Source organism: Amazonocrinis nigriterrae CENA67 (assembly GCF_016056305.1).
Classification (GTDB): Bacteria; Cyanobacteriota; Cyanobacteriia; order Cyanobacteriales; family Nostocaceae; genus Amazonocrinis; species Amazonocrinis nigriterrae.
The window spans coordinates 1-14,057 of record NZ_JAECZC010000097.1 but is presented as its reverse complement, the minus strand read 5'-3'; the positions used below and the strand labels follow the sequence as shown (position 1 = coordinate 14,057).

The window sequence follows — 14,057 nt, the reverse complement described above, 5'->3', positions numbered from 1 at the left end:
CTAATGAGCATTTAAGTTGCATAACCCCAAAGCTGAACCGCTTACCACAAGCAACTCACCCCGGAAAAATGAATGACGATTAGCTTACAACAGCAAACATGAATAAAATAGAAAGAGGCTAATGAAGATATACTATGCCTACAGTTTATTTAAAGGCAAAGACACTGCAAAGGTGGGTCTAAATGACTTAGAAGACTACCTTTATGAAAATCAAGAGTAAATTGAGACTCGCTGCAAAAACTCCGTAGACCCCTTATGGATAGTACTAAAGTCTCTACTAGCAGTAAATAATTACTATTATGTTAGGCAAATCTTCCGCTTTAAATTCAAACTCACCATTTGCTAGTTGTTCTCTGGTTTTAGCAAAATACACATTGCGATCTGTGAAAAGTTTTTACTCCGTCATCACAGCATCACTTGGTGATGGAATGTATTCTTGTTATCACCCTAATTCTGCGTTAACATCAAGACCTTGCTTGCCTCGCTCTCTCAGCAGTTTAGCCTATTTGTGAAACAACGCCTGTGTAAATTATTCTTGCTACTTTCTCTAATCCGAGCCGCTCAAAATTGTTTTTAAACCAGTCTTTTACAGGAGAAGGAGGATTAATCGGTTGTTCCAGAACTTGAGGCCAAAGAGTCTTGCATATTTCCTTATGTAATAAATGCTCTGGGGCGCGTCGGTATTTTATTGGAGTACTGAGCATTATTTCCAGCAAACGTCTGTGATTAAAAGGAGTGTATACTTCCTGTACAAGATCCCATTCAAGCTGACTTTGAGCTTGCCAACTTCCCATTCGGTGTTCCCAAAAAAACAGGTCAAGTATATCTATTCCGCTGACCTCAGATACTGGTTTTGTTTGATTGTACCAATCCCTTATTTGTTCGCACACAAAAGGAATTTCATACCATCCTCTTTGTATTAAATCGATAATCTGTTCTGGAGTTTCAAGAGGTTGATGATTTCCTGTTGTCTCATAAAGAGTACGATAATAAGAACGACCTGCTTCTGAACAATTTCCTTTAACAGCTATCCTATCTGAAGGATAACCACCTACCATCATTCCATAGGCTATATCGCCCCAATCATTATTGTGGGATATTGGTGTATTTAGTGCATAGACCTGAGCAAATGATGGATCAGTTTTTTTTCTACAATCTATTACATGATGATCATAACCAAGTGAACCCAACAATTTGTTTGGGATTGCTATATCATGTGCCAACAATGTTAATTTACGATATTGAAGCGTGTAGAAATAAATGTCTGGTGCAATAGCTTTACAGGCGCTAAGTAGAGTTCGAGAATCAAATCCAGCCGTTAAAGAAAAAGCTAATGAAAACCTATAATTACCTGCTTTCATTAACCTCTCTAACAACTCAGATACTTTTCCTGCGACATACTCAAGAGGCTCATCTTGCAATTCTTTATTTGGCCAATATCGTACTTGTTCAAAAGTAGATAATCGTAAATAGTGATTGGGCACTAGATGAAAAATGTCTTTAAAAAGAGAACACCCACTTGGTATCCAATGTTCGATATTGCTCTTTTTGTACTTAGATTCGTTGTAAATATGAAATCTTTCATCATATTTGATCGGCATTACATATTTAAAGACCAGAGGTTGAGAACCAATGTAAGTTGACTTTCCTTCTTGAGTATAAAAAACGCTTCGTAAACCGCAGGCATCATGAAAAATAAATGTATCTTTCGGATCATCTATTACTAAGACAAATCGTCCTGCCATATCATATAAATATTTACAAATTCCATCGATGGAGTTTATGGAATTATAGATACTTCTTAATATATCAATGTTCGTTTGCTCTGGAAAATTTGGATCAATCATGTATCCGATCAAAGCCATTTTAGGCTTTTCATGATTTTCATCAATAACATTAAGCTCAATATCAGGGTGAGCGTAAATATGAAACTTACCAAGGGTTTTATGTTGCCAATGCTCAAGCTCTTCACATCTGTCAGGTGTGATCAAAAATTGTCGTCTAAACAATAAATCTTTATATGTCATCACATTACCTCCTATCAATTTCCATTCAGTTTTTGACATTCACTATGATTATTTATCACTATTTCTATGTTAAATAAGCATTTTTACTGAATCTTAAATTATTTAACTAATACAAATACTTATACATATCTAACATAAGTATATTTTTAAACTTATTTTTCCTCTGAAGGTATTTTATTTGCTTATTAAAAAGAAAATAAGGAGATAAATCTCGCTTTTATCTTGCTAAAAACGCATAGTTTAATTGAAAAAAAAGCAATTTATTTTTGCATAAGTCATGATTTTATGATAAAAAGTTGTATTAAAAAATACATAAAATATTCCTATATATTAAGATGAAGATCTCTTCGCACAAGCAATAATTAAGTTTATAAAAGCTTCATATAGTCTTGTTGACTGTGATAACTCAAAATCATGATTTCATCACCCAATACCTGAAAAATCTTCCTAACAGGCGCTTTTTCTTGCTCTATCTCCTGAATCTAGTTCAGCAGACGCTTGGGAATGTAGTTCTATAACTTCACAAGGTGATCGTTCTGATTCCAAAACTCGTAATGATAATACGCCTGCGGGTAATCTCTGCTATTTCTAGTGATAATGCACTAGTGGATGGTTTCGTTACCCTCCCCTTTGTGCTGTTACCTTTTACTAGGGTATATCTCATTACTAGGGTTTATCTTTGACTCAAATCTTCCACTTCTCTATATAATTTCTACTCAAATAGATACATAAACTCAGCACTAGAGGTAATCACATCATCATTGCCTCTAGTGCTGAGTTTATAGTTTCAGAAATTTGATTAAACCTATCAGTTAATCGCAAATATCCAATCAGGCGATCGCTACCTCATTTCTACCTAATTCAACTCTTCTCTCACCTACACCATCTCAAACTCCAATTGATGACTTTTGAGAAAATCGTGGGTGAAATGATCCACCACATTTGTATCCGCGAGTTCTAAATTATAAAAATCCACTACATCATGCTCAAAATATGGCCCCGCGTGCCAAGTTCCTTCATTTAACTTGATAAAACAATTTCCCGGAATACGGAAAGCAGCAATTTCATCTAACACTGGTTCATTCACATCATTATGAGGAGGACAAACTGCAATAAACCAGTCTTTCCCTTCCAAGGAACCTAAACATTGAGTACATTGTACATGACGAGTAATTTTATGGAATTTCCGCCCTCGCTTATCCAGGCGCATAATATAAAATCGCGGAGTTCCATTTTGCAAGTTTAATTGAGCATCTTCTGCATCAAAACCTTTACCATCTTGACTAGCAAAAATCACCTGTCCATAACGCTGAAAATTTTCTCGTGTAATCCATTCAGCTTGCAATTGTTGCACTGTTTTTGATGTACTCATAAAATATATTGATTTGTTGAAAATAATTACAAATTATACCAATTTGAAAAAGAATTGCGACTGATAAAAAGCTCAATACGATTACTAGTAAATCTTTCACAATCACGCCAGTTAAGGGAAAAGTTAAGAGACTCACTCACGCGACTGGCTCTAAAATATAAAATCTAAAATGGTATTACCATTCTAATTCTTTGGGAATCAGTGATTTAGGAATCAGAGAAGCTTGTTTTTCTTTATCTGAAGGTTTTGTATACCACCAAGCCCAAGCAAGTAAAACTGCTTGCAAAGGAAGTCTGACTACGTGAACCCAAGGTGAATTTGGTATATGGTCAACCTTAATCAGGTTCACCGCCATATTGATATTGGCTGGGTAAACAGCAATAAAAAGCACAAAAAGTCCCCAAGCAGCTGCTTGGCTGACAGGCGGGACTAATAACCCAATACCGCCCAAAATTTCATAAAAGCCGCTGAGATAAACTAATCCTAAAGGATAAGGAAGTTGCGGTGGCACAATTTTGACATATTGTTCTGGCACAACAAAGTGTGTGACTCCAACTATGATAATAGATACTGCAAGGATGACACGGAACAGTTCCTTATTTTTGCTCATGGGTTTCACCTGATTTTACACTTGACCTAACTATTTCAGTGTTATTGGTTGGTGTCGGTCTGTCTTCGGTCAATAGTAGGAATATCACTTATCAGGCTGGTGTATGATGAGAAATTTCAGTCGGCGTAGATTTGTTTTGTATGGTTCAGCTACCTTTGCTACTAGCTTATTGCTGAAAGCTTGCAGTAACAATCCAACCAAGACAGCCACATCTGGGAGCGGTCAAGGGTTTAAAATAGCGATCGCCCTCCCTGGAGTCATCACCGATAAAGCTTGGAATCAATCTGGTTACGAGGGAGTGAAGCTAGCAAAACAAAGACTAGGTGCAGACATCGCCTATGTGGAACAAGTCGCACAAGCAGATCAAACAGAAGCCCTTACAGATTTTGCTCGTAGAGGCTATAATTTGATATTTGCCCACGGTGGACAATTTGATGCAGCCGTGGAACAAGTCGCTTCACAGTTTCCCAATACATTTTTTGTTGGTGTAAATGGTAATCTTAAAGGAGAAAATATTGCCTCTTTACGAATAGACCACCTGCAAGCCAGCTACTTGTGCGGTATTATTGGCGCTTCCATCACAAAATCCAACAAAATTGCTTACATTGCAGGCGAAAAATTTGCAGCAACAGAGGAAGAATTACGGGGATTTGAACTAGGGGCAAAATCAGTTAAACCAAATATCCAAATTACTTCTACTTTCACAGGTGATTGGAATGATGTTGCTAAGGGGAAAGAGGCGACTTTGGCTTTGATTTCTTCCGGCGCAGATGTAATTTATCAATGGTTAGATAATGCTTCCAACGTAGTTTTACAAACTGCAAGTGACAAAGGAGTTTATGCTTTTGGCAACACTAAAGACCAGTTAGATGTGGCCCCCAAAGCTGTTTTGACAAGCGCTATTAAACGGTTAGATTTAGGAATCACCTACCTTGCAGAACTAGCACAAAAAAAACAGTTAAAAGGTCAAATATATACAATTGGGCTAGAAAAGCCAGATATACTAAATTTAGGTAAATTTGGTAAAGCAGTACCAGAAGCAGTCAAGCAAAAAGCCCTAAAGACGCAACAAGAAATTATCAATAAAAAAATCACGTTTGACAACTGCCAAGAAGGTGGTAAAGGCACACGCTGTGTCAAAAAAGTCAATACATAAGTTATTGCATACACTGTGTAATAGCTGAATTATCGAAATTTTAATCCAAAATCCAAAATCTAAAATCTAAAATTGACTTATTTACGCTTAGAAAACATCACGAAACGCTTTGGCTCATTTGTCGCTAATGATCATATTAGCCTGAGCGTTGATACTGGAAAAATTCATGCGATTTTAGGCGAAAATGGAGCAGGTAAAACCACTTTAATGAAGATTATTAGTGGTTTATATCAACCTGATAGTGGTCAAATCTATATCCAAGAACAACCAGTCAAAATTATTGATCCACAGGAAGCGATTAGACTAAAAATCGGTATGATGCACCAACACTTCATGCTCATACCTCAGTTGACTGTTACAGAAAATATTGTCTTAGGAACAGAGAATTATTGGCATCTGAATCTGCATCAAAAACAACAAGAAATTGCCGCATTATCTCAAGCTTATGGATTAGAAGTTGACCCGACTGCTAAAGTAGAAAATTTACCAATAGGTGTACAGCAGCGTGTAGAGATTCTCAAAATTCTTTACCGCCAAGCCCAATTATTGATTCTCGATGAACCTACAGCAGTCTTGACACCACCGGAAGTAAAATCATTAATTACGATCTTGCAGCAATTGGCGACTGCTGGCAAGACAATTATTTTTATCAGCCACAAGTTAGAGGAAGTTATTAATCTCTGCGAGACAATCACAGTATTACGGCGGGGAAAAGTAGTAGCAACGACCACAACCGAATCAGCCACACCTCACCAGTTAGCAGAATTGATGGTAGGGCGAGAAGTGGCTTTACATATCCAAAAATCACCTTTATCGCCAGGAAAGATAGCATTATCAGTGCAGAATTTGCAAGTGAAAGATAATCGGGGTGTTGTGGCTGTCCGCAACTTATCTTTTGATTTGCGGGCGGGGGAGATTTTAGGAATTGCAGGTGTTGATGGGAATGGACAGCGAGAATTAGCTAATGCAATCATTGGTTTAGAAAGCATTAAACAGGGAAAAATCGAGTTTGGAGATTCTTCTTTAAAAAGAGGGATTATTGGTTACATTCCTGAAGATAGGCAAAAAATGGGTTTGGTCTTGCAATTTAGTATCGCCCAAAACTTGATTTTGAAAGCTTTTAAAAAGTCGCCGTTTTGTCGTCGCTTTTTATTACAAAAAGAGGCGATTAGCAATCATGCGAAGTCTGCAATGCAAGAATTTGACATCCGGGCGACGGGAGAAGATATCAAAGTCAGTCAACTTTCAGGGGGAAATCAACAAAAGGTAGTGTTGGCGCGGGAACTTGCAGGGGAACCAGATTTAATTGTAGCCATGCAACCAACACGGGGGCTAGATGTGGGCGCAACCGAAGCAGTACATTCTCGATTGTTAGCAGAACGCGATCGCGGCGCGGCAATCTTGTATATTTCTACTGAATTAGAAGAAGTAATGGCAATGAGCGATCGCATTGCTGTAATGTACAGGGGTGAGTTTGTCGCTATTTTAGATGCACAGACAGCGACAGTTGAAGAGATTGGTTTATTGATGGGTGGAGGGATAAGAAAATAATTATTTTTTTTCATAAATAAATTAACAAGGTTTTTCCGTTATTTAAGTTTTAATAGATAATTTAATTTATTGAAATATTTTATAAAAATTTATTAAAATTTATCAAGTATTGTATGTTTAAACTACTCAAATATTTTAGTATTTTTCTCATTATCATCTGTTTGCTATTTGCTTGTTATGCTTCAGTACCAACCGAATTAAAACGCCCTCCCCTGAAAATGCCAATTGGATATTTTGTTGGAGAATATCCAGGCATCATTGCTAAAGAAAAAGGATTCTTCAAAGCCCAAGGGGTAGATGTAGAACTAATTTATAATAAGCGATACACTCAATTAGAAAGAGCAAATTTCAGTGCGGGTAAGTATGATGGTATTACAGCATCCTTGGGAAGTTTTATTATCTTAAGTGCCACAAATCCTGATATACAAGGTGTGCTGGTGATAGATGAATCAATAGGAGCAGATGTGGTAGTCGCCCAATCACAAATTAAAACCCTCGCTGACTTGAAAGGGAAAAAGCTAGGTGCAAATCTAGGCGGTTTTAGCGAAGTTTTTGTGACTGAAATGTTGAAAACTGCTAACTTAACCAGCGATGATGTGAACTTGCTTAAATTAGAGGCTTTAGAAATTCCTCAACACCTGAAAAATAATGTTATTCAAGCCGGACACACTTGGGAACCTTATCTTTCTGAAGCTATTAAATCAGGAGGACATATTTTATTTACCAGTAAACAAACTCCTGGCTTGATTTTAGATATGATTATCTTTCGCGGTGATACAATCCGCGATCGCCCCCAAGACATTCGTGCATTTGTGCAAGCATGGCTGCAAGCCGCCGCCTACTGGAAAGCAAATGTTCAAGAAGGAAACGCTATCATCAGCAAAGCCTTAAAAATTCCTAGCAATACAGTCTCTCTGGAGGGAGTAAACCTAACTGATTTAGCTGAAAATCAAAAATTATTTCAATCTAGCAACCCTAACTCCATCTACAAAACTGCCAATATATATGCAGACTTTTTTATTCGCTCTGGAAATGTTACCCGCATTCCTGAGTTAAAAAGTTTGTTCAATTCTTCCTTCTTGAATCCTCCCTCCTAGTTTAAAGCCATGCAGCAGCCTTTTTTGGGCAGCATCCGTACAAAGTTGATCACCTCGTTTCTCATTGTTGCTTTGATTCCTTTGCTATTATTAGCATTTATTAACAAACAGACAACTGAAAAAGCACTAACAGACAACGCCCGACAAGCTTTATCTGCGGCGACTAACGAAACCGCTAATAGAATAGATACCTTTATTGATGGTAATCTCAATGCCGTGCGCGTAGAGGCGATTTTACCAGGTTTAGCACGCTACCTCAGCCTAGCTCCAAAACAGCGAGATGACAGCCCCGAAATGCTATTGGCGACAGAAACATTAATTCGTCTTAGTCGCAAAGATATGCTCAATATTCTCTCCTATGCTTTGCTCGACTTAAATGGGAAAAATGTATTGGATACACAGACATCGAATATTGGCAAAGATGAATCAGTTGAAAATTATTTTAAGAAACCTCTGCAAACTGGGTTATCCTTTGTTTCTGGTATGAAGCGATCGCCGACAATTCCTGATCTTGTTACCCTGTTTTTTAGCAGTCCGGTTCGCAATGCCAAGGGAGATATATTGGGTGTATTGCGTGTTTCTTACAATGCTACTGTTGTCCAGCAGTTAGTAACTCGACAAACTGAACGGGCAGGGGCAAAATCCTTTGCTATTCTTTTAGATGAAAATTATATTTATTTGGCACATAGTACTGCACCAAAACTACTTTTTAAATCAATTGTACCTCTGCCTTTGGAGGTTATAAATCAACTACAAAGGAAAGGGCGTTTGCCCAATTATCCTGTCAAAGAATTGGCAACTAATGAGTTAAAACTTAAGCAAGCATTAGATAATAAACATTCATATTTAATTGCATCTTTATCAGCAACAGGTAATCAGGTTAATTTGATTGCGATCGCTCGTTTAAAATATAAACCTTGGTCTGTGTTGTTCGCACAACCCCTGACTGTTGCCCTCGCACCTGTAAAAAAGCAAATGCGTGACGCAATGTTTCTATTTGCAATTATCGCTTCAGTCGTGACAATCGTCGCTTTTACCATTGGGGAACTGCTAACAAAGCCAATAATTTACCTTACCAATATAGTTTTGCAGTTTACCGCAGGTAACTTAAATATCCGCGCCAAAATAAGCTCAAAAGACGAAATAGGTCAACTGGCAAAGTCGTTTAACAACATGGCACTTCAGTTACAAACATCTTTTGAAACTTTGGAACAACGGGTACAGGAGAGAACAGCAGAGTTATTAATTGCTAAAGAAACAGCAGAAGATGCCAATCAGAAACTAGAACAACTAGTAAATCTAGATGGTTTGACTCAGGTAGCTAACCGTCGCTGCTTCAATGAAAGACTGCAAGTAGAATGGCAACGCCTTGCACAAGAACAACAACCCCTGTCACTGATTTTATTCGATGTTGATAAATTCAAATCTTACAACGACTACTATGGTCATCTTGGAGGCGATGATTGTCTAATTAGAATAGCCAAAACAGTGCAACAGACAGTTCACCGTCCTGCTGATTTAGTAGCGCGTTATGGAGGAGAAGAATTTTCGGTACTCCTCCCCAATACTGACTTACCAGGAGCGATCAAAGTAGCACAAAATATTCAACAAGCAATTCACAATCAGGCTATTCCTCATGCACAGTCTGATATCAAGAATATCGTCACAGTTAGTTTGGGTATTACTTGTGTCATACCCACTTACGACATCAAACCAGATACACTCATCACTTCAGCCGATCAAGCACTGTACAATGCCAAACAAAAGGGGCGCGATCGCTATTGTTACTCATTTAACGAGAACATTTACCATGAGTCTTTGCTAGAAATATAACCACAGTGAATGAAGAGTTAGGAGTTAGGAGTTAGGAGTTAGGAGTTAAGAATTCTCCCTCATCTCCCTCATCCCCCTCATCCCCCCTGCACCCGATTACCTACCAGGACACAAAGCGCGATCACTTTTTGTTACCCTCTGATTAGTCTGCAAATAATCCTGTAGCCAAGTACAACCTTGTGACAGTAAATTTTCTAGCTTTAAATCAGCTAATTTCCGAAAAATTACTGTACCATTGCCACTACCTGCCGCTAAAATTTGACCATCAGGGCTAAAACTAACGCTAGTTAACTCTTCTTTATCACCTTTCAACACAATCAACAAAGTTCCTTGTTGATTCCAAAGTCTGATTTTGTCATCACTGCTAGCTGCTAAAGTCTTGCCATCAGGACTAAAACTGACACCGATGAAACTATCGCCATCCCCCTTGAGAGTTTTAAGTAGACGACCGTTCCGACTCCAAATTTTCACCGTACTATCAATACTAACTGAGGCAAGAGTTTGGCTATCAGGCGACCAAGCTACACCATTCACCCGGCGGCTATGACCCTTTAAGTTGTATATTAATTTACCTTCAATACCCCAGATTTTCACTGTGTTGTCGTCACTAGCTGAAGCTAGTAACTGACCATCCTTGGTGAAACTGACCCAATTAACTGCATCTTGATGACCTTGTAAAGTGCGTAGCAATTTACCATCACGACTCCAAAGTTTCACCGTTGCATCTTTACTCGCTGAAGCAATGATTTGACCATCAGGCGTCCAAGCCACACCCAAAACTGTATCATTATGACCTTGCAAGGTGTGCAATAGTTTACCGTCGCTACTCCAAACCTTTACCGTTGCATCTTTACTCGCTGAAGCAATTTCCCGACTATCAGGGCTGAAACTCACACCCCAAACTTGCTTATTATGGCCTTTGAAAGTGCGGAGTAATTTCCCATAACGAGTTAAAATTTTGACAGTGTTATCTTGACTCGCTGCTGCTAAGGTGCGTCCATCTGGGCTAAAACTAATGCTAGTAATCCAATCATTGTTATCGGTTTTGGGGTTGCGTAGCAGCAAATCATCCCAACGCCAGAGTTTGATAGTTTTGTCCCGACTACTAGAAGCGAGGGTGCGACCATCAGAGCTAAAACTGACGCTATTTACCCAATTATTATGTCCTTTCAGCGTACCCAAAAACACACCATCAGCACCCCAAAGTTTGATTGTCTCGTCGATGCTGGCTGAAGCAATAGTATGACCATCAGGCGACCAAGCTACACCAGTAACTCCTGCACTATGACCTGACAAAATACTTAGTAAGTTCCCTGACAGATTCCAAAGTTTGATTGTTTTGTCTAAACTAGCGGTAGCAATTGTTTGACCATCAGGCGACCAAGATACAGCCAAGACTGCATCATTATGTCCCTTCCAAGTTTTGAGTGGCTGACCGTCTCTACTCCAAAGGCTGATAGTGTTATCAGCACTTACAGAGGCAATACTTTGACCATCAGGCGACCAGGCTACACCTAACACAGCACTATTATTTTCTAAGTTTTTGAGTAATTTACCGTCTCGATTCCAAAGCTTGATAGTTTTGTCGCTACTAGCTGAAGCAATAATTTGACCATCAGGGCTGAAGCTAACACTATTTACCCCAAGTTGATGACCATTGAAGGTGTTAAGCAATTTACCATCCCGGCTCCACAATTTTACTGTTTTGTCTTGGCTAGCAGAAGCAATAATTTGACCATTTGGGCTGAAACTGAGGCTATTAACTACATCTTTGTGCCCTGATAAAGTTGTAAACTCGCTACCATCGGGATACCAGAGTTTAATAGTGGTGTCTGCACTAGCAGAGGCAATTAAAGAGCGATCGGGACTAAATGTAGCAGTATTTACTCCAGATAAATGCCCTTCTAAGCGATTATACTCCCTTGCTCCGGACACTGCCTGATAGAGCGCTGTCTGTACCTGCTCTCTGGTATTATCATCTACCCAGACTGCTTGTTGCAATTTTCTCCCTGCCTTTAAACCTTCTTTTAAGGCATCGATACCTTTTTGGGAAGCAAACAGTGCTTCACTGGATACACTCTGGGTTTTAATTTCGTTATTGACTGCTGTAATAATCGAGACGCTTAATCCTAAGATCGCGAGGATTGAAGCAGTTAAGGCAATTTTCAGTGAACGATTTAATCGAGTTTCACTTAGCCTTTGTTTCTCCTGACTTTCTGCTAATTGAGTTGTTAATTCTTTTTCCTTTAGTTCAGCTCGTAATTGCTCAATTTCTAACTGACTCAGTTCTTCACGCTTACGAAGTTCTCGTAATTCTGTAACTAAATCTAATCCCTGTTGCGGGAGAGAACCTACTAATTTGACTTGATGCTTTTTTTGTCTGAGTTCGGTTTTCAGTCGCTCAATTTCAGCTTGACTTTGATCTACTTTAGAGCGTAGTTGGTTCAGTTGTGCTTGTAAACTCGATTCTTGTTGCTGTAGGTAGCGAATTAAATCTACTAAATAATCATGAATCAGTTGATAGCGTTCTGGTACATCAGGGAATAACACCACTAACCCAGAGCGCACTAAAATATCTAATACTAGTTCTAATTTGGCAGCATCTTCTAATTCTGCTAGTTCTGCGGTTAATTCTGCACGAGTTTTAAAAGGGCGTTTGTTACTTTCATCTGTTAATAAATACAAAACAAGTAAAGCTGCTTGTTCATTTTCTGGGCCGCAGTCTTTAATCAGTTCTTTGAGATATTTTTCAATTAGTTTGTTTGGTCTATATTGCTGATATTGCTGTAGTGTAGTAATTTGTTCATCTTGGAGTTGTGCCCCAACTACTTGCAATTCTATAGGACGGACTTCTCCTAATTCTGTGGATAAATCATCGACTAAAGCATCAATTAAGGCAGGTTCTAAGTGAGCATGAGAACGTTCTGTTAATTTGCGGATGATGGCTTTGGCATATTCTGGCGAAAAATTCTTTAATTGGTAGCGGATATTTTTGTCCAGGATATTATTATTAATTGCCTCTAGGGCTGAGAGATGTTGAAATTCTAATAAACGATGTAAATAATCTTCTCGTAAGGAGAGAATCACTTTCACAAAAGATATATTTAAACAGTCACTGATAAATCTATCGAATGCTTGCTTTTGCTGGCGATCGCTATAACCAAAGAAAAATTCTTCAAACTGGTCAAAAATTAAAACTGTTATCAGATGGTTATTAGCATTCTCTCGTAATTGTTGCAAGATATCGGCAATGGTTATGGGTGTATCAGCGTATGGCAAAGCATCCGGTTCAATGGCTACCTCTGTCTTGATTTGAGAGATTGCCTGACTCAAAGATTTGCCTAAAGCCTGTACCCAATCGGTATAAACTTGTAAGACCACAGGTACAGCAATTTGATCACCAACTGCTCTATTTTGCAACGCTGGCACTAACCCTGCACTGACAATAGAACTTTTACCCACCCCTGACTGACCGTGAATTACCGTCAGCTTTTGATCCGCGCGGCTAATTCTACCAATTAAATTGTTAATATCTCGTTCTCGACCAGAGGCAACTATTTCTAAAGCGACACTGCTACTTCCAGATGACGACATCAAAGCGGGGTTTGTCGCCTGTCGTTGTGGTTGCAAGCGACCTGCACCAATGAAAGCGCGGAAACCATACTGTTGCTCGACAGAACGCCGTTTCTGTCTAATGGTGTAGGCTTCTACATATCTACCTGCTTCAAAATAGAGCGATCGCAAACTCCGTAACAGGCGAATATAACGATGGGCATCATATTGATGAGTACTATTTTCTAAAGCTGCTGACAGTTCCTTACTAGCTCTATCTAAATATTCACGGGCGACATTTTGCTCACCCAGATTTCTTTGTGCTTTCGCTAAAACTAAATAAGAAATCTGCGCCAATAGTAACGGAAATAAAGATTGTTGACTCCCGCTTTGCTTTTGCGCCTCAGCTAATTTTAGCAATGATACATGTGCCAATATACTCGCCTGTACCCACCGCGCTTGTTGTACAGCCACTTGAGCCAGAAAACCGTAGTCACAAGCAAGTTGAATTTGACTGCCATAAGTTTGATGCAACTCTAAAGATTTTTGAGCAACAATTTGCAAATCTTCCCACTCTTGCATATGTTGCAAAACTTCAGCCAGTTGACCAATAAATTCAGCAGCTATATCTGGACGACCAGCCACTTGTAACACACTCAAGCATTGCTGAAAATAACATTTAGCTACATCCCAATGGCGACGATTTTCTATCTGATTTTGTTCAGCTAAGCGGCAATAACATAGCCCAATATAAAACAGTAAAACTCCCTGCCTGAGTAAAGGGGAAGACATCAAAGCTGGAGGAATAGGACGAGTTGCACCAGAAAATACCCCCTCATCCCCCTCATCCCCCTCATCC

8 protein-coding genes are annotated in these 14,057 nt (G+C 38.9%); 4 read left to right on the top strand and 4 right to left on the bottom strand.

Going from position 1 to position 14,057, the window contains the following annotated elements:
- Positions 1 to 497: 497 nt before the first annotated feature.
- The 3 genes from I8748_RS30430 to I8748_RS30420 all read right to left on the bottom strand — a co-directional run bounded on the left by I8748_RS30430 (position 498) and on the right by I8748_RS30420 (position 4,009).
- Positions 498 to 2,027 carry a hypothetical protein gene (locus tag I8748_RS30430; protein ID WP_198128215.1) on the bottom strand — a complete coding sequence of 510 codons (1,530 nt, stop codon included), beginning with the start codon at positions 2,025 to 2,027 and terminating at the stop codon, positions 498 to 500.
- An 877-nt stretch (positions 2,028 to 2,904) separates the two neighbouring features.
- Positions 2,905 to 3,399, bottom strand: a complete 495-nt coding sequence (locus I8748_RS30425) for an ureidoglycolate lyase (RefSeq protein ID WP_198128214.1) — start codon at positions 3,397 to 3,399, stop codon at positions 2,905 to 2,907.
- Positions 3,400 to 3,574: 175 nt separating this feature from the next.
- Complete coding sequence (locus I8748_RS30420) at positions 3,575 to 4,009, bottom strand: DoxX family protein (protein WP_198128213.1); 435 nt, start codon at positions 4,007 to 4,009, stop codon at positions 3,575 to 3,577.
- Between the two features lie 103 nt (positions 4,010 to 4,112).
- Here I8748_RS30420 and I8748_RS30415 point away from each other — a divergent pair, with 103 nt between their 5' ends.
- From I8748_RS30415 to I8748_RS30400, 4 genes are all read left to right on the top strand, one after another.
- Positions 4,113 to 5,165 carry a BMP family protein gene (locus I8748_RS30415; protein WP_198128212.1) on the top strand — a complete coding sequence of 351 codons (1,053 nt, stop codon included), beginning with the start codon at positions 4,113 to 4,115 and terminating at the stop codon, positions 5,163 to 5,165.
- 72 nt (positions 5,166 to 5,237) lie between these two features.
- On the top strand, positions 5,238 to 6,716 hold the full coding sequence (locus I8748_RS30410) for an ABC transporter ATP-binding protein (RefSeq protein WP_198128211.1): 1,479 nt from the start codon (positions 5,238 to 5,240) through the stop codon (positions 6,714 to 6,716).
- Positions 6,717 to 6,829: 113 nt separating this feature from the next.
- Positions 6,830 to 7,813, top strand: a complete 984-nt coding sequence (locus I8748_RS30405; RefSeq protein WP_198128210.1) for an ABC transporter substrate-binding protein — start codon at positions 6,830 to 6,832, stop codon at positions 7,811 to 7,813.
- 9 nt (positions 7,814 to 7,822) lie between these two features.
- Positions 7,823 to 9,646 (top strand): diguanylate cyclase domain-containing protein, encoded by a 1,824-nt coding sequence (locus tag I8748_RS30400; protein WP_198128209.1) that lies wholly within the window; start codon positions 7,823 to 7,825, stop codon positions 9,644 to 9,646.
- 96 nt (positions 9,647 to 9,742) lie between these two features.
- Here the strand turns inward: I8748_RS30400 and I8748_RS30395 are convergent.
- Positions 9,743 to 14,057 (bottom strand): WD40 domain-containing protein (locus tag I8748_RS30395; protein ID WP_198128208.1); only part of this gene is annotated, 4,315 nt, incomplete at its 5' end.